This window comes from Rhodoferax sp. (genome assembly GCF_023701345.1).
GTDB lineage: Bacteria > Pseudomonadota > Gammaproteobacteria > Burkholderiales > Burkholderiaceae_C > Rhodoferax.
Map to the genome: position 1 here is coordinate 1 of NZ_JAMPXE010000078.1, position 16,175 is coordinate 16,175.

The following is a 16,175-nucleotide window of genomic DNA, read 5'->3' on the forward strand; positions in this document are numbered from 1 at the left end:
TGGACGATCTGGCGGAAATGGAACGACTGTTGCGTCAACTGATGACACTCAAACCGGAAGACCCACAGGCTTACAACGCCCTGGGCTACGCGCTGGCAGACCGTGGCCAGCGCTTGCCCGAAGCCCGGCAACTGATTGAAAAAGCACTGACGCTCTCGCCCGGCGACCCCTTCATCATGGACAGCCTGGCCTGGGTCGCATTTCGCATGGGACAAAACGAAGAAGCCTTGCAATTGCTGAGCAACGCCTTCAAGCAGAAACCGGATGCCGAAATCGCCGCCCATCTGGGCGAGGTGTTGTGGGTCACAGCGCAACCCGACGAGGCCAGGAAAATCTGGCGTGAAGGCCTTCAGATCAACCCTGATAACGACACCCTGAAAGCAACCTTGCAACGTCTGCGTGTTGAATTGTGAGCAAGCGGCTTACCTCATCACTGCTGAGTCTGTGCTTGCTGTTTGCCGTGACCGGCTGTGCTGTGCCCAGCCGCATCCCCGGCGAAAAAGCCGCACAGACAGCCCGCTGGATTGGCCGCATGTCGGTGCGGGTCGAGGCCACCCCGGCGCAAGGTCCCCAGGCCTTTTCGTCAAGCTTTGAACTGCAGGGTGGACCCTCGCAAGGGCAGCTGCTCTTTTTTACCCCGCTGGGCAGTACCGCCGCCGCCATTACCTGGTCACCCCAACAGGCACACATGCAATCAGGAACGGAGACGCATGCTTTCAGCAGCATCGCCGAATTGATCGAACGCGTCCTGGGCACGCCGGTACCGGTGGCTGCACTGTTCACTTGGCTCGCGGGCGAATTATTGAGCCTGGACGGCTGGCAGGTGGATCAGTCGCAATTTACCGATGGCAAAATTACTGCCCGACGCACCAGCCCCGCACCCGCTGCCGAAATACGTGTCGTCCTTGAACCCTGAACGCCTGATGAAATCCTTGTTTGATATTCCGGCCCCGGCCAAGCTCAACCTGTTTTTGCACATTGTCGGCCGACGGACTGACGGCTACCACCTGCTGGAATCTGTGTTCATGCTGATTGACTGGTGCGACACCCTGCACTTTGAACTGCGCACAGGCGGCGCCATCAGCCGTGAAGACCTGACCACGCCACTGCCCGCAAACGACCTGATTGTGCGCGCCGCACGCGCCTTGCAAAAGATCAGCGGCACCCCCCATGGGGTTCACATTGGCATCGCCAAATCCATACCCGAGCAGGCCGGACTGGGCGGCGGCTCCTCGGATGCCGCCTCCACCCTGTTGGCACTCAATCATTTGTGGGGGCTCAAGTTGAGCCTGGCACAACTCCAGCAAATCGGATTGCAACTCGGCGCCGATGTGCCCTTCTTTTTAGGCGGTCACAACGCCTGGGTCAGCGGCATTGGTGAACAGATGGCGCCGATCACACTGGCGCCAGCCTGCTTCGTGGTGGTCAAACCGGGGAATGGTTTGCAAACCCAGCGAATTTTTTCACATCCGGACTTAAAAAGGGACACCAAAACCGCTACAATATCTGACTTCGCTGCAGACGCATATGGCTTCGGCCACAACGACTTGCAGCCTGTTGCTCAGTTGCTTTGCCCCGCTGTCACACAGGCACTTTCCTGGTGCCAGGATCGTGGGTTGAACGCCAGAATGACAGGCTCCGGAAGTTCAGTGTTTGCGCGGATCGCGGAAGATTTTGAAATTGGTGATCTTGCCGGTTTTAACATCAGACAATGCCGCAATCTGGCAGCTCATCCCCTTCAAGGGTGGGCTAGCTAGCAAGAGTTATCGGTTGCTCATGTTTCATGATCAACCCGCGTAGGGGAGTCGCCAAGCTGGTTAAGGCACTGGATTTTGATTCCAGCATGCGAAGGTTCGAATCCTTCCTCCCCTGCCAAATTTTCCGCATGTCCACTTGAGACATGAAACTGCCACAGCGATTCATAAGTTGGGATTTCCATGCAAGCCGATCAAACCCCTGATTTCATGGTTTTTACAGGCAATGCCAATCCCGCCCTGGCCAACGATATTGCGCATTACCTTCACATTAGCCTGGGTAATGCCGAGGTAGGCCGGTTTTCTGATGGTGAAGTGACCGTCGAAATCAAACAAAATGTGCGTGCACGCGACGTTTTTGTGGTGCAAAGCACCTGCGCCCCCACCAACGAAAACCTGATGGAACTGCTGATCATGGTCGATGCGCTCAAGCGCGCCTCCGCCGAACGCATCAGCGCCGTGATTCCCTATTTTGGATATGCCCGGCAAGATCGCCGTCCACGCTCCAGCCGAGTCCCTATTTCTGCCAAAGTGGTCGCCAACATGCTGCAAGCCGTGGGCGTGGCCCGGGTCCTGACGATGGACCTGCATGCCGACCAGATCCAGGGCTTTTTTGACATTCCCGTTGACAACATTTATGCCTCGCCCGTCCTTCTCGGTGACTTGCGACAAAAAAACTACGACGACCTGATCGTGGTGTCGCCTGACGTCGGTGGCGTGGTGCGCGCCCGGGCGCTGGCCAAGCAGCTGAACTGCGATCTGGCCATCATCGACAAGCGTCGCCCCAAGGCCAATGTCAGCGAAGTGATGCATGTGATCGGTGAAATTGATGGCCGCAACTGCGTCATCATGGACGACATGATCGACACCGCCGGCACCCTGGTCAAGGCCGCTGAAGTACTGAAAGAGCGCGGCGCGAAAAAGGTGTACGCCTATTGCACCCACCCCATTTTTTCAGGTCCGGCCATCGAGCGCATCACCACCGGTGCGGCGCTCGATGAAGTGGTGGTCACCAACACCATTCCCCTGTCGGCCACGGCCCTTGCCTGCCCCAAGATTCGCCAACTCAGTGTGGCCCCGCTCATTGGCGAGACCATTCAGCGCATTGCCAAGGGCAAGTCAGTGATGAGTTTTTTTTCTGATCAGGAAAACCTTTTCTGATCGGATTTCAAGTCGCCGGTGCCGCCGTCAAAGGTGCCCGGCTTTTTCAATCAGGGTACCGCTGGTCGCGGTGGGCCCTTCCAGGAGTCAGTTATGAAATTTACCGCTTTTGAGCGTTCCAAGCAGGGTACGGGTGCGAGCCGCCGTCTCCGCATCACCGGTCGCACGCCCGCTATTGTTTATGGTGGCACAACGCCCCCCAAAGTGATCGAGGTTGATCACAACGCCCTGTGGCATGCGCTGAAAAAAGAAGCATTCCACTCCAGCGTTCTGACCATGGAAATCGGTGACACCAGCAGCCCGGTGCTGCTGCGCGACGTGCAGGTTCACCCTTTCAAGCAGCTCATCCTGCACGTGGACTTCCAGCGTGTCGATGCCTCGACCAAGCTGCACATGAAAGTGCCATTGCACTTCTTCGGTGACGAAAACTCACCCGCCATCAAGACCGAAGGCTGCATTGCCAACCACGTGATCAGCGAAATTGACGTGCTGTGCCTGCCGGCCGACCTGCCCGAGTTCATCGAGGTGGACTTGAGCGGCCTGAAGAAAGGCTCGTCGCTGCACCTCGCAGAAATCAGCCTGCCCAAGGGCGTTTCGGCCGTCAAGCACGGCAGCGACAAAAACCCGGTGGTGGTCTCCGTGGTGGCTGTTGCCGGCGCTGAACCAGCCGCTGTAGCCGAACCTGCTGCGGAAGCCGCTGCCAAGCCAGCCGCCAAAACTGCTGCCAAACCCGCAGAAAAAGCAAACAAGAAATAAGCGCCTGTGCTTATCAAAAGGGCTCACCTGGTGAGCCCTTTTTTTTACCTGCAAGTCATTCTTTTTTTCAGATAATCGCAACATGATCAGACTTTTTGTAGGCTTGGGCAACCCTGGTCCGGAGTACGAACAGACCCGTCACAACGCCGGTTTCTGGTGGCTGGATGCCTTGGCGCGAGAACTCAAGGTAAATTTGATGCCCGACAAAAGCTACCATGGCCTGGTCGCACGCACCAGCATCCAGGGCCAGTCGGTCTGGCTGCTGGCACCGCAAACCTTCATGAATTTAAGCGGCAAATCGGTGGCTTCGCTGGCCAACTTTTTCAAGATACCGCCGCAGGACATCCTGGTTGCCCATGACGACCTTGACATCGCTCCCGGCGAGGCCAAACTCAAGCTGGGCGGTAGCCATGCGGGCCACAATGGTCTGCGTGACATTCACGCCCAATTGGGCACAGACCAGTACTGGCGGCTGCGCCTGGGCATTGGTCACCCTGGCAATCGGGCCGAGGTGCTGCACTGGGTGCTTAAAAAACCCATGCTGGACCATCGCATTGCCATTGATCAGGCCATTGACCGCGCCCTCAAGGCCCTGCCCCAATTTTTGGCAGGTGACATGGAACAAGCCACCCGCCTGGTGCACACCAGCAAACCGCCGCGCCCCGGCAAGCCCAAACCCGTCACCACCCCGGCGCAGCCACCAGCAGCCAACGACACGTGATACGCTTGGGCCTTGCGCCACAATCCCTGGCGCAGGGGAGATCCAGGTGCAAAAATTCCATATTGGTGCTGCGCTCATGCTGGCTGGGGCCGCACTGGCGCTGGGCGCTCAAGCCCAAACCATTTATCGCTGTGGCAACGTTTACAGTCAGGTGCCTTGCCCGGGTGCTGCACCCTTGCAGCTGAATGACCCACGCCAGCCAGAGCAAAAGCGGCAGACAGATGCGGCATCAGAACAAGCGGCCAGGCTGGCACAAACCATGGCGCAAACACGCATCGCAGAAGAAAAACGGCTGCTCGCTGGTCATCAATCCGGGCCTTCCACGCGGCCCAAAAAACCGGTAGCCAGCACCGTCAGCACAGGCAGCAGCATCACACTGACACCGAAGCGGGGGCAACCCAAGCACAAGAAGCCGGACGCCTTTATTGCTGAAGTGCCAGGCTCCGACAAACCAGCAGCGCAGAAAAAGAAGTCGAAACCTTAAGCCGGGTGAGGATCAAGCAGTTGGCGACTGGGCACTTTGCGCTTGCAGGCGCCGGTACTTTTGCCACAGGGTTTCTTTGTCTTCGACAAAGTCCGGATTGACCGGAATACAGTTCACCGGGCACACCTGCACACATTGCGGTTCGTCAAAGTGGCCCACACACTCGGTACATTTGGCGGGGTCGATCTCATAGATATCCTGCCCCATGTAAATGGCGTCATTGGGACATTCCGGCTCGCAAACATCACAGTTGATGCATTCGTCGGTGATCAACAGGGCCATAAACGCAATCAGACAAAAGTAAGTAAGCCCTGATTTTAAAAGTTTGGCTTATTCCTCGGTGTCAACATTGTCTTGCTCGGCACCCTTGACGATCATCACCGGTACGCCGGCGGCATGCAGCACTTCATTGGAAACTGAGCCCAACAGTGCGCTGCGCAGGGCGCTGGTACCACTGGCCCCCATCACCACCAGATCGCAGCCGTAGTTTTCAAGAATGTCCACCAGCGTATGCGCCGGGTCACCCGAGGCCACCTCCTCCTCGTAAGCCAGCCCGGCTGCATCCAGCAGCACCCGCGCGGCCTGCAAGGTGTTGCTCCCGGCCGCCGCGCTGACCTGCTCGATCACCTCGGGGTCGTGCGCCACCATCAGTTCATACAGGCTGGCAGGCTCCTGCACATTGGCCAGCACCACACCGGTGTCGAGGCCATCGGCCGCCATGCGAATGACGAAACGCACCGCTTCCAGGGCGACAGCAGAGCCATCAAAAGGCAAAAGGATCTTCATGTTTTCTCCAAAAATTCAAGGGGGCCTGCGGGCCAGGCGGCTTACTTTTTCCAGCAGTCGCTGGTTGACTGCAGGTGAGACAAATTTATCCACTTCACCCCCCAGTGTGGCAATTTCACGCACAAAGGTGCTGGAAATAAACTGGTACTTGTCGCCGGGGGTCAAAAACACGGTTTCAACGTCAGGCATCAGGCTGCGGTTCATGCCTGCCAATTGAAATTCGTAATCAAAATCGGTCACGGCGCGCAGGCCCCGCACCATCGCCTTGGCGCCACAGGAGACCACAAAGTCACGCATCAAGCCATCAAAACTTGCCACTTGCACGCCAGCATAGGGTTTGACCGCCTCACGCGCCATGTCGAGTCGTTCCTCAAGTGAAAACATGGCCTTTTTGTGGTGCCCTGCCGCCACCGCCACAATCACATGACTGAACAACTGGGCCGCACGGCGCACCACGTCCTCGTGGCCCAGGGTGATCGGATCAAAGGTACCCGGATAAACGGCGATCAGATCATTGGCCATGGCAAATAGTGAGTTTCAGTGGTCATGCGGACATTATGAACCCGCTGGCGCGGGGACTGATTCGATGCGCTTGAGCAAATGCGCGTGCACCATGCCCGCCTTGAGGTGACGATGCAGCTGCAAACCCAGCGCCTGCAGCTGCTCGTCAGACCAGCGTTTGGGCGCCTCCAGATAAAGAAAACCGGTGGCTTTCAGCGCCGGGGCCGCAGCTTGCGCGGCGGCTTCAAACAATTCCGAGTCAAAGGGTGGATCCAGAAAGATCAGGTCCAGACCGCCAGCGGGTGCGTGGCGCAGCGACGCCACCGCTTCGCCACGCACCACCTGAACGGCATCCGCCTTCAACTGTGTTTGCACACGTCTGAGTTGCGCCACCAGTGCAGCATCCTGCTCGACCAGCAGCACCTGCGCGGCACCGCGTGACGCAGCCTCAAAGCCCAACGCCCCCGTGCCGGCAAAAGCATCCAGACAGCGCCAGCCGCTCAGGTCCTGCCCCAACCAGTTGAACAGGGTTTCCCGCACCCGATCCGGTGTCGGGCGCAAACCGGGCTTGTCGGCCACTTGCAATTTGCTGCGCTTGTACTGGCCGCCAATGATGCGCACTTCATGGCTTTGCACCGCGCGCGGACGAGGTGCCCGGGGGGGACGATCTTTGGGTTCTGAGGGGGCTCGCTTCATGCCCGGCATCTTACCCGCGGAAACCCCTCCAGAGGACTCACGTGGGCGCTCCTCCTGCCCCACCCAGCACCACGGTCACCATCTTCCCGGGCTGGAGCTTGCGCTGGAAGGCCGCCTTGACATCAGCCCGTGTGATGCCCTGAACGCGCTGCGTCCAGGTGTCAAGATAATCGAGCGGCAAGTTGTTCCAGGCGATGTTGACCACGTTGTCAAGCAGTTTGCGGTTGCTGTCCAGACGCAGGGCAAAACCGCCGATCAGGTTGTCCTTGGCGGCCTGCAGCTCGGCCTCGGTGGGGCCATCGGTGACAAAGCGGGCCAGCACCTCGCGTGATACCTGCAAGGCCTGATCGGCCTGGTCGGGGCGGGTTTGCAAGCCGATGGTGAAAGCGCCCGCATGCAGCCCGGGTTCAAAGTAGCTGTAGACGCTGTAGCTCAAGCCCCGTTTTTCCCGCACCTCATGCGTCAGCCGCGAGACAAAACCACCGCCCCCCAGGATGTAATTGCCCACCAGCATGGCAAAAAAATCAGGGTCGTTGCGTTTGTAGCCAGGCTGGCCCAGCAGCACATGGGCCTGGGCCGAGTCAAACGCGATGCGCTGCTCGCTGGCCTGCTTCAGCGGCGCCACCTCAGCCAGCGCAGGCAGCGCCGGGCAGGAAGCTGCCGCTGCTGTCTCTGGCCCCGCCAGTCTGGCAAGCAGTTGTGTCACCAGCGTGTCGGCCTGCGCACGCGTCAAGGCCCCCACCAGCGTGACTTTGGCGCGGCAAGGCTGAATCGACTGCCGATAGAGGGCCGCCATGTGCGAGGTCTCGATGCGCTGCAAACTGGCCTCGGTCGTGTCATAACCATAAGGGTGCGAACCGTAAACAGCCTGGTCGAACGCGCGCTGGGCCAGCGTCGCCGGACGGGTATTGGCCTCCTTGATGGCAGCAATCATGGTTTCGCGCTCGCGCTGCCAGACGTTCTGGGGGAAAGCCGGCTCGGCGAGTTGCCGCGCCGCCAGTTGCACGGCCTGAGACAGCAAATCAGGGTAGGTCAGCGAGCGCAGCGCAAAGCTCATGCGGTCGCTGCTGGCGTGGCCGCCAAAGCTCGCGCCCAGGTCGGCCCAGGCCTCACCCAGCGCGTTTTCGTCCAGCGCCGCTTCGCCCCGCGCCGGGTTGGCCAGCACGCCCATGCCGCTCAGACTGGCGGTCACACTGGCCAGCCCGGCTTGTTCGGCCGGATCGCGGCGGCTGCCGGCATCAAAGTCAAGCTGGACATCGACCATCGGGATGGCGTGGCTTTGCACCAGAAACACCTGGGCGCCGCTGGGCTGGATCCAGTGCTCAATGGCAATGCCGGCCATGGCGGCCTGCATATACAAAAGACTGGCCAAGGCGGTCAACACCGCGTGAAGCGTTATTTTTTTGAGCGTGATCATGGATTCAATCTGGAATTGTTTTAATGTCTGCTGCCAGCTGGTGCGGTGCGCGGTTTACCGGTTTTGTCCAACGGCTGCGGCAGCAAGCGGGCCACGGTCAACTGATCGTCGCCAAAGTATTTTCCCGCCACCGCCCTGACCTGTTCCGCCGTCACGGCGCGCAGGCGCTCAATCAAACGTTCATGGGCATCCAGCGGCTGGTCCTGGACCCAACTGGTGCCCAATTCGCGCGCCTGGTTAAATACTGAATCGAGCTTGTAAACCGCACTGGCCACCCATTGGGTTTTGACGCGGGCAAGCTCGGCCTCTGAGACACCTTCAGCGGCAATGCGTGCCACCTGCGCGCGCAGTGCGGCCTCCACCTGCTCAGCTGTTTTGCCCGGGGCAGGCACCCCCGACAACAGGAACAACTGCGGGCCACGTCCCCACAAACCGTTGTCGGCGCCGGCGCTGTCGGCCACCCGGTCGGCGCCCTGGGTCAGGGCGCGCTCCAGCCGGGCGCCGCTGTAGCCGTCGAGCACGGCAGACAACACAGTCAGTGCCAGCGCGTCGGATTCGTCCTGCCCGCCCTTAAAGGACTGGAACGATGGCACTTTAAACGCCAATGTCACCATGGCCTGCTCGGCCGGCGCTTTGATGGCGATCCGTTTGAGGCCTGTTTGCGCGGGCTCCACGCGCGGTTTGCGTTCGGGCACCGCCCGCGCGGGAATGTGCCCATAGTATTTTTCAGCCAGGCGGCGCACCTCCGCCACCTCCACATCACCCGCCACCACCACGGCGGCATTGGCCGGCACATACCAGCGCTGGTAAAAAGCGCGGGCATCGTCGGGCGTCAGGGATTCCAGGTCACTCATCCAGCCAACAATCGGGCGGCGGTACGGTGAGGCCACGAAAACAGCCGCATGCAGGGCTTCATTCATGAGCGCCCGCGGGTTGTCGTCGGTGCGCAGGCGGCGCTCTTCCTTGACCACTTCAAGCTCTTTTTTAAATTCCTCGTCGGACCACTGGTTATTGGCAAAACGGTCGGCTTCAAGCGCCATCACATCGGCCAGTCGGGCAGCAGGGATTTGCTGGTAATAGCCGGTGTAGTCCTGGCTGGTAAACGCGTTGTCGCGTCCGCCCAGGGCCGCCACACGGCGCGAAAACTCACCGACCGGAACGCTGGGCGTGCCTTTGAACAGCATGTGCTCCAGCACGTGCGCCACACCCGAGCTGCCATCCACTTCGTCCATCGAGCCGGCGCGCAGCCACAGCATGTGCACGGCCGTGGGGGCGCGCCGGTCGGGTTTGACGATAAGACTCATGCCGTTGGCCAGCATGAACTGCTGGGCCTGGACAGGGGGTGACGCGGGCGCAACAGATGCCTGGGCACTGGCAGTCGACAGGGTGGCCCAGACCAGCCATGCAGCACCCAGACGGGTCAAGTTTCGGGGGTTCAAATCAGGTGCGTTGTGTTTCATAGAATGCAGTGATACCACGAACCAAAAAAATGTTCAGTTTTTTCAAAAAAAAGCCCCCTGCCCCACACCCTGCCGTCGCCAGCGCCATCCCGGATGCGCTGGCCCAACCCGCCACGACGCCAGTGCCCGATGCCGTGCCGGAGTCACCGCTTGCGGCCTCCGGCCAGGCGCTCACGGCAGAATCTTCGTCCCCCCCCGAGCGCAAATCCTGGATCGACAAGCTCAAGGCGGGTTTGCGCAAAACCGGCAGCAGCATTGCCACTGTCTTCACCGGCACACAGATTGACGATGCACTCTATGAAGACCTGGAGACCGCCCTGCTGATGGCCGACACCGGCGTCAAGGCCACCGAGCATTTGCTGCAAGACCTGAAACGCCGCGTCAAGGAGAGCAAAACCACCGACCCGGCTGCCGTCAAGGGCCTGCTGGTGGCGTCCCTCACCGAACTGCTGGCGCCGCTACAAAAATCACTGGAGATCGGCCGTTTCAAACCCACCGTGATCATGGTCGCCGGTGTCAATGGCGCGGGCAAAACCACCTCCATTGGCAAGCTCACGCGGCATCTGGCCGTCAACCATGCCAGCGTGCTGCTGGCCGCTGCCGACACCTTCCGGGCGGCGGCGCGCGAGCAATTGGGCGTCTGGGCTGACCGCACGGCGGTGGACATCATCAGCCAGGAAGGCGGCGACCCGGCTGCCGTCGCCTTCGATGCGGTGAGCGCCGGCAAGGCCCGTGGCCGCGACGTGGTGCTGGTGGACACCGCCGGACGGCTGCCCACCCAGTTGCACCTGATGCAGGAGCTGGTCAAGATCAAACGCGTGATCCAGAAAGCCGGTCCAGCGCGTGACAACCTGACTGAAGCCGCCAGCACGACCGATGAACCCGCCATCGCCACACCGCCCCACGAGGTGCTGCTGGTGATCGACGGCAACACCGGGCAAAACGCACTCACGCAGGTCAAGGCCTTTGATGACGCGCTGGGTTTGACCGGCCTGATCGTGACCAAGCTCGACGGCACCGCCAAGGGCGGCGTGCTGGCCGCCATTGCGCGTGAGCGCCCCATCCCCGTGTATTTCATCGGTGTCGGTGAAAAACTGGAGGACCTGGAAACCTTCAACGCCCGTGAATTTGCCCAGGCGCTGCTGTCCTAACCCCCGCGCCGAACCTTCCACACCCTGACCCACATGACAACACTGCTCCCCCATATCCAGATCGACACCGCCCCCAAGCCCAGCGCCGCCGTGATCTGGCTGCATGGCCTGGGCGCTGATGGCAATGACTTTGCCGGCCTGGTGCCCGAGCTTGACCTCACTGGCTGCCCCGCCATCCGTTTCATTTTTCCGCATGCCCCCGAGATCCCCGTCACCATCAACGGCGGCTATGTGATGCCCGCCTGGTACGACATCCTCGGCACCGACCTGATCAGTCGCCAGGACGCAGCGGGCATTCGGACGTCAGAAAAGGCGATCACGGCACTGATCGAGCGGGAAATGGCGCGCGGCATCCCGGCCAGCCGCATTGTGCTGGCCGGATTCTCGCAAGGCTGTGCCATGGCGCTGCACACCGGGCTGCGCTTTCCCCAGGCACTGGCCGGTATCATGGCGCTGTCGGGCTACCTGCCGCTGGCCGAGCACTTTGCAGCGGAGCGCACCGCGGCCAATGCCCACACCCCGATCTTCATGGCGCACGGCAGCCAGGACCCGGTGGTGGCCCCCGCCCGTGGCGAAGCCAGTCGCGACCTGCTGGTCAAACTGGGTTACCCGGTGCAATGGCACAGCTACCCGATGCCGCACAGCCTGCACCCGCGTGAAGTTGCCGACATCGCCGTTTTTCTGAGTCAGGTGCTGGCCCCTCAAGTGACCTGAAAACAACCGCCGTTCGCTGGTTTCAACGAGTTCTACAAGCGGGACGTGAAAAAAGTGAAAATAGCGCTTGATTTGCTGAAACGCGTGTGCACATGCAGGAACCTTTAACTTAAGCTTTCAACCACTTTATGGCAACCGAAAAAACAAAAGCCACCAAGGAATTTGTCTTTGAGTGGGAGGGCAAGGACCGCAACGGAAAACAGGTCCGGGGGGAAACCCGCGCCGGGGGCGAAAACCAGGTGCAGTCCTCCTTGCGACGCCAGGGCATCATGCCCCTCAAGATCAAAAAAAGGCGCATGAGCGCGGGCAAGTCCATCAAGCCCAAGGACATGGCCATTTTTACGCGCCAGTTGGCCACCATGATGAAAGCCGGTGTGCCGCTGCTGCAGGCCTTTGACATTGTCGGCCGGGGCAACCCCAACCCGAGTGTGACCCGGCTGCTCAACGACATCCGCAACGATGTCGAAACCGGAACCTCGCTGAGTGTGGCGTTTCGCAAGTACCCGCTGTACTTTGACAACCTGTACTGCAACCTGGTCGAGGCCGGCGAAGCGGCAGGTATCCTGGACCAGTTGCTGGACCGGCTGGCGGTTTACATGGAAAAAACCGAGGCCATGAAATCCAAGATCAAATCGGCCCTGATGTACCCCATCTCGGTGCTGGTCGTGGCTTTTGTCGTGACCGCCGTGATCATGATTTTTGTGGTGCCGGCGTTCAAGGAGGTGTTTTCCAATTTTGGCGCAGACCTGCCCGGACCGACCCTGGCGGTGATCGCCATCAGCGAGATTTTCGTGCAGTACTGGTGGCTGATTTTTGGCGGCATCGGTGGCACGATTTATTTTTTCATGCAAGCCTGGCGGCGCAACAAGAAAATGCAGGTCATCATGGACCGCATCATGCTGAAATTGCCCATCTTCGGGGTGCTCGTGGAAAAATCCTGCATTGCCCGCTGGACGCGAACCCTGTCCACCATGTTTGCCGCCGGCGTGCCGCTGGTCGAGGCGCTGGACTCGGTGGGTGGAGCTGCAGGCAACTCGGTGTTTGAGATGGCCACCGTCAAAATCCAGCAGGAAGTCTCCACCGGCACGGCGCTTACACAGGCCATGACCAACGTCAACCTGTTCCCCTCGATGGTGCTGCAAATGTGCGCCATCGGCGAAGAATCGGGCTCCATCGACCACATGCTGGGCAAGTCAGCCGACTTCTATGAAGCGGAAGTGGACGACATGGTGGCGGGCATATCGAGCCTGATGGAACCCATCATCATCGTGATTCTGGGCACTGTCATTGGCGGCATTGTGGTGGCCATGTACCTGCCCATCTTCAAGCTCGGTCAGGTGGTCTGATGATAGGGATACAAAGTCTGGACGCGGGCCTGCTGGGCATTTTGGGCCTGCTGATCGGCAGCTTTCTCAATGTCGTTATTTACCGCCTGCCGGTCATTCTGGAAGCCCAGTGGCAAGCCGAATGCGCCGACATGCAGGGAAAAACCTTGCCGGAAAAAGCGCCCTTCAGCCTGCTCGTGCCGCGCTCGCGCTGCCAAAGTTGCGATCACCAGCTGGCCTGGTTTGAAAACATTCCGGTGCTGAGTTACCTGGTGCTGCGCGGGCGCTGCGGCCATTGCCAGGCGGGCATCAGCCTGCGCTACCCGCTGGTTGAACTGGCCACCGGTCTGCTCTTCCTGTGGTGTGGCTGGCAATGGGGTGCGACGGCGACCGCCCTGGTCTGGTGTGGTTTCTGTGCTGCCCTGGTGGCGCTCGGCATGATTGACTGGGACACCACCTTGTTGCCCGACGACATCACGCTGCCGCTGCTGTGGGCCGGCCTGGCTGTTGCCGCCCTGCAACTGGGCAACGTCAATCTGAACGATGCCTTCTGGGGCGCAGTGGCGGGTTACCTGTCGCTCTGGCTGGTGTACTGGGCCTTCAAACTGGTCACCGGCAAGGAAGGCATGGGTTATGGCGACTTCAAGCTTTTTGCCGCCCTGGGCGCCTGGTTTGGCTGGCAGGCGCTGATTCCCATCATCCTGATGGCTTCCGTGATCGGCGCCGTGGTGGGTATCGCCATGAAATTCTCGAAAAATCTGCGCGAAGGTGGCTATGTCCCGTTTGGCCCGTTTTTGGCGGGTGCCGGACTGACCGCCTTGCTGGCGGGCCCCAACGCCATGCTCAAGGCCGTCGGCTTGTAAAACGTGCGCGCACCGTTTCATGTCGGGTTGACGGGTGGCATTGGCAGCGGCAAAAGCACCGTGGCGGCCCTGCTGGCCCAATTGGGTGCCGCCATCGTGGATGCCGATGCCATCGCCCGTTCGCTCACCGCTCCCGGCGGTCTGGCGGTAGCGGCCATCACCCAACAATTTGGCCCCGAATTCATTTCCGCCGATGGCGCCATGGACCGCGAGCGCATGCGTACCCTGGCCTTCAGCGACCCCGGCGCCAAGCAACGCCTGGAAGCCATCATCCACCCGCTGGTGGCCGAAGAAACCCGGCGCCAGGCCGGTGCCGCCGAGCAGGCGGCTTACCCCTGCCTGGTGTTTGATGTGCCCTTGCTGGTGGAGTCAGTCAGCTGGCGACAAAAAGTGGACCATGTGCTGGTGGTGGATTGCCTGGCAGAAACCCAGATCACGCGGGTGATGGCACGCAATGGACTGGCGCGTGCGGCGGTCGAGGCCATCATCGCCGCCCAAAGCAGTCGCCTGCGCCGTTTGCAGGCGGCTGACAGCGTGATTTTCAACGATGGCCTGACGCGTGAGGGTTTAAGCGCCGAAGTGACAGCCCTGGCGCCCCGCTTCAAGCTATCATTAGTCCCAGCAAACTGATCGATTGAATAGCGTGATCCTTTACGAATACCCATTGCAAGAACGCATTCGCACTTATTTGCGACTGGAACATCTTTTCATCCAATTGCAGCAATTGTTGCCGCGCGTGACGGCCATGGATCACCACTTTGCGCTGGCAAGCATGTTCGAAATCCTGGAAGTCAGCACGCGCGCCGACCTCAAATCCGATCTGCTCAAAGACCTCGACAAGCAACAACATACCCTCGACAGGTACCGCGGCAACCCGGCCATTGCCGAGGCAGCGCTCGATGAAGTGATCCAGCAACTGGACCAGTGCTTTGAAGCCCTGAACAACCGGCCCGGCAAAGTGGGGCAAGCCCTGACCGAAAACGACTGGCTCATGGCCATTCGCAGTCGCATCGTCATTCCGGGTGGCACCTGCGGCTTTGATCTGCCCACTTACCACGCCTGGCAGCACAAGTCCCCTGCTTTTCGACAAGCCCAATTGCAGCAATGGGCCCTGTCGCTGAAGCCCATGGCCGATGCCGTGCACGTCTTGCTCAAGTTGTTGCGCGGCTCCGGCGCACCACAAAAAGTCATCGTCAACAACGGCCAGCTGCAACAAAGCCTGCCCCAGGGACGCACCTTTTTGTTGCTGCGGCTGGCGCTCGATGACAGCCTTGAACTGGTGCCCGAAATCAGCGGCAACCGGCTGATGGTGTCGGTGCGACTGCTGCACCAGGATCAAGACAATCGGCTGCAAGCCATCAACGAAGATGTCAGCCTGGAGCTGGCCTTGTGCGCATGAGCAATCCCGCCAGGCAAGCCAGCATCCCGGTCAAAATCGTCACCTGTCCGGGTTGTGGCGGTGCCAGTGTCTACGCTGCCACCAACCCCTATCGGCCGTTTTGCAGCGAGCGCTGCAAACAGATCGACCTGGGCGCCTGGGCCAGCGAGCAGTTTGCCGTGCCGGCCGCGGCCCCGCCAGAAGACTTTGCGCCGGAATAAAAGAGCTTAGCGGGTGGTTCTCGCTTGAACCGGCGTGGTAACCGGCAGGGGCAGCTGACGATTTCTGGTACGCCAGTATGAGGAAGCCGCCAAAGACTTCTGCTGAGCGGGCCGCACTAACGAATTAACGAACCAGCCAATCAGCGTTTACCCAGCAGTAGAACCTGCTTTTTCGTGTTCTTCGGCCAGCCACTGCAGCACCGGCACGGTTCCAGGCAGCACCGGGCTCACCGACACAGGAAGGCGCTGCCAGGCAAAGGACTGGGCCTCGCGCATTTGCAGCTCACCCGACCAATGCCACACTTTGCAAAAATGCAGTCGCACCAGCGCGTGCGGGTAATCCACCAGTTCCTGCCGCCAGGGTTCAATCTGGTCAATGTGAATACCAAGTTCCTCCTGGAGCTCACGTTGCAGCGCCTGCTGCACCGACTCGCCCGGCTCGAACTTGCCGCCGGGAAACTCCCAGTAACCGGCGTACACCTTGTCAGCGGGGCGCGACGTCAGCAAAAAGTTGCCGTCCTGCCGGATCAGCACACCCACGGCCACATCAACCACGGCCCGGTCGACGCCACCGACCCGCGGCACGGCGGCGTCGGCCACCAGCGCTGCGGGGCTGTTGTCAGTCAGGCTCATGCCGCAACAGCGTGCTGGCCTGCGTAGTCCAGGGCAAACTGGTAGGCGACACGGCCGCTGCGTGAACCCCGCTCCAGCGCCCACACCAGGGCCTGCGCGCGTGCCGCCTCGATGGCCGGCAGCGCGACACCCATGGCGCCGAGCCACTGGGCCA

Annotated in this window: 22 protein-coding genes and 1 tRNA gene; 15 read left to right on the forward strand and 8 right to left on the reverse strand. The window is 60.5% G+C overall.

Features of this window, described 5'->3' with window-relative positions:
* From NDI87_RS11390 to NDI87_RS11425, 8 genes are all read left to right on the forward strand, one after another.
* A partial coding sequence (locus NDI87_RS11390; protein ID WP_296275327.1) for a tetratricopeptide repeat protein occupies positions 1 to 413 on the forward strand: 413 nt, incomplete at its 5' end.
* Between the two features lie 35 nt (positions 414 to 448).
* On the forward strand, positions 449 to 916 hold the full coding sequence (locus NDI87_RS11395) for a lipoprotein insertase outer membrane protein LolB (RefSeq protein ID WP_296275328.1): 468 nt from the start codon (positions 449 to 451) through the stop codon (positions 914 to 916).
* A gap of 7 nt (positions 917 to 923) precedes the next feature.
* Positions 924 to 1,757, forward strand: coding sequence for a 4-(cytidine 5'-diphospho)-2-C-methyl-D-erythritol kinase (gene ispE, locus NDI87_RS11400; protein ID WP_296275346.1), 834 nt, complete (start codon positions 924 to 926; stop codon positions 1,755 to 1,757).
* Between the two features lie 41 nt (positions 1,758 to 1,798).
* Positions 1,799 to 1,875, forward strand: a tRNA-Gln gene (locus NDI87_RS11405).
* Positions 1,876 to 1,937: 62 nt separating this feature from the next.
* Entirely contained in the window at positions 1,938 to 2,915 is a 978-nt protein-coding gene (locus NDI87_RS11410) for a ribose-phosphate pyrophosphokinase (protein ID WP_296275329.1), read from the forward strand.
* A gap of 93 nt (positions 2,916 to 3,008) precedes the next feature.
* Entirely contained in the window at positions 3,009 to 3,671 is a 663-nt protein-coding gene (locus tag NDI87_RS11415; protein ID WP_296275330.1) for a 50S ribosomal protein L25/general stress protein Ctc, read from the forward strand.
* 82 nt (positions 3,672 to 3,753) lie between these two features.
* Entirely contained in the window at positions 3,754 to 4,392 is a 639-nt protein-coding gene (pth, locus tag NDI87_RS11420; RefSeq protein WP_296275331.1) for an aminoacyl-tRNA hydrolase, read from the forward strand.
* A 259-nt stretch (positions 4,393 to 4,651) separates the two neighbouring features.
* Complete coding sequence (locus NDI87_RS11425; RefSeq protein ID WP_296275332.1) at positions 4,652 to 4,876, forward strand: hypothetical protein; 225 nt, start codon at positions 4,652 to 4,654, stop codon at positions 4,874 to 4,876.
* A 12-nt stretch (positions 4,877 to 4,888) separates the two neighbouring features.
* On the opposite strand, the gene NDI87_RS11430 is transcribed toward NDI87_RS11425, so the two are convergent.
* Genes NDI87_RS11430 through NDI87_RS11455 form a run of 6 tightly spaced genes read right to left on the reverse strand, consistent with a single transcriptional unit; the run spans position 4,889 to position 9,736 of the window.
* A complete protein-coding gene (locus NDI87_RS11430; protein ID WP_296275333.1) occupies positions 4,889 to 5,158 on the reverse strand; it encodes a YfhL family 4Fe-4S dicluster ferredoxin in 270 nt (89 codons plus the stop codon).
* A gap of 48 nt (positions 5,159 to 5,206) precedes the next feature.
* Positions 5,207 to 5,662 carry a universal stress protein gene (locus NDI87_RS11435; RefSeq protein ID WP_296275334.1) on the reverse strand — a complete coding sequence of 152 codons (456 nt, stop codon included), beginning with the start codon at positions 5,660 to 5,662 and terminating at the stop codon, positions 5,207 to 5,209.
* Between the two features lie 15 nt (positions 5,663 to 5,677).
* Complete coding sequence (gene coaD, locus NDI87_RS11440; RefSeq protein WP_296275335.1) at positions 5,678 to 6,184, reverse strand: pantetheine-phosphate adenylyltransferase; 507 nt, start codon at positions 6,182 to 6,184, stop codon at positions 5,678 to 5,680.
* A 33-nt stretch (positions 6,185 to 6,217) separates the two neighbouring features.
* Complete coding sequence (gene rsmD, locus NDI87_RS11445) at positions 6,218 to 6,859, reverse strand: 16S rRNA (guanine(966)-N(2))-methyltransferase RsmD (RefSeq protein WP_296275336.1); 642 nt, start codon at positions 6,857 to 6,859, stop codon at positions 6,218 to 6,220.
* A 37-nt stretch (positions 6,860 to 6,896) separates the two neighbouring features.
* A complete protein-coding gene (locus NDI87_RS11450; protein WP_296275337.1) occupies positions 6,897 to 8,276 on the reverse strand; it encodes a pitrilysin family protein in 1,380 nt (459 codons plus the stop codon).
* 20 nt (positions 8,277 to 8,296) lie between these two features.
* Positions 8,297 to 9,736 carry a pitrilysin family protein gene (locus tag NDI87_RS11455; RefSeq protein ID WP_296275338.1) on the reverse strand — a complete coding sequence of 480 codons (1,440 nt, stop codon included), beginning with the start codon at positions 9,734 to 9,736 and terminating at the stop codon, positions 8,297 to 8,299.
* A gap of 29 nt (positions 9,737 to 9,765) precedes the next feature.
* Between NDI87_RS11455 and ftsY the strand changes: the two genes are divergently transcribed.
* From ftsY to NDI87_RS11490, 7 genes are all read left to right on the forward strand, one after another.
* Positions 9,766 to 10,887 carry a signal recognition particle-docking protein FtsY gene (ftsY, locus tag NDI87_RS11460; protein WP_296275339.1) on the forward strand — a complete coding sequence of 374 codons (1,122 nt, stop codon included), beginning with the start codon at positions 9,766 to 9,768 and terminating at the stop codon, positions 10,885 to 10,887.
* A 24-nt stretch (positions 10,888 to 10,911) separates the two neighbouring features.
* Entirely contained in the window at positions 10,912 to 11,601 is a 690-nt protein-coding gene (locus NDI87_RS11465; RefSeq protein ID WP_296275348.1) for a dienelactone hydrolase family protein, read from the forward strand.
* A 128-nt stretch (positions 11,602 to 11,729) separates the two neighbouring features.
* Positions 11,730 to 12,947 carry a type II secretion system F family protein gene (locus tag NDI87_RS11470; RefSeq protein WP_296275340.1) on the forward strand — a complete coding sequence of 406 codons (1,218 nt, stop codon included), beginning with the start codon at positions 11,730 to 11,732 and terminating at the stop codon, positions 12,945 to 12,947.
* Entirely contained in the window at positions 12,947 to 13,789 is an 843-nt protein-coding gene (locus NDI87_RS11475) for an A24 family peptidase (RefSeq protein ID WP_296275341.1), read from the forward strand. Before NDI87_RS11470 ends, NDI87_RS11475 begins: the two co-directional genes overlap by 1 nt.
* Before the next feature lie 3 nt (positions 13,790 to 13,792).
* Positions 13,793 to 14,419: a dephospho-CoA kinase gene (gene coaE, locus NDI87_RS11480; RefSeq protein WP_296275342.1), complete on the forward strand. Its 627-nt coding sequence runs from the start codon at positions 13,793 to 13,795 to the stop codon at positions 14,417 to 14,419.
* 13 nt (positions 14,420 to 14,432) lie between these two features.
* Positions 14,433 to 15,188 (forward strand): cell division protein ZapD, encoded by a 756-nt coding sequence (gene zapD / locus NDI87_RS11485; protein WP_296275343.1) that lies wholly within the window; start codon positions 14,433 to 14,435, stop codon positions 15,186 to 15,188.
* Complete coding sequence (locus NDI87_RS11490; protein ID WP_296275344.1) at positions 15,185 to 15,388, forward strand: DNA gyrase inhibitor YacG; 204 nt, start codon at positions 15,185 to 15,187, stop codon at positions 15,386 to 15,388. The genes zapD and NDI87_RS11490 overlap by 4 nt, the downstream gene beginning before the upstream one ends.
* 147 nt (positions 15,389 to 15,535) lie before the next feature.
* Here NDI87_RS11490 and NDI87_RS11495 read toward each other — a convergent pair whose 3' ends face one another.
* Positions 15,536 to 16,021: an NUDIX domain-containing protein gene (locus NDI87_RS11495; protein ID WP_296275345.1), complete on the reverse strand. Its 486-nt coding sequence runs from the start codon at positions 16,019 to 16,021 to the stop codon at positions 15,536 to 15,538.
* A partial coding sequence (locus tag NDI87_RS11500; protein ID WP_296275349.1) for a DUF815 domain-containing protein occupies positions 16,018 to 16,175 on the reverse strand: 158 nt, incomplete at its 5' end. The genes NDI87_RS11495 and NDI87_RS11500, both read right to left, overlap by 4 nt.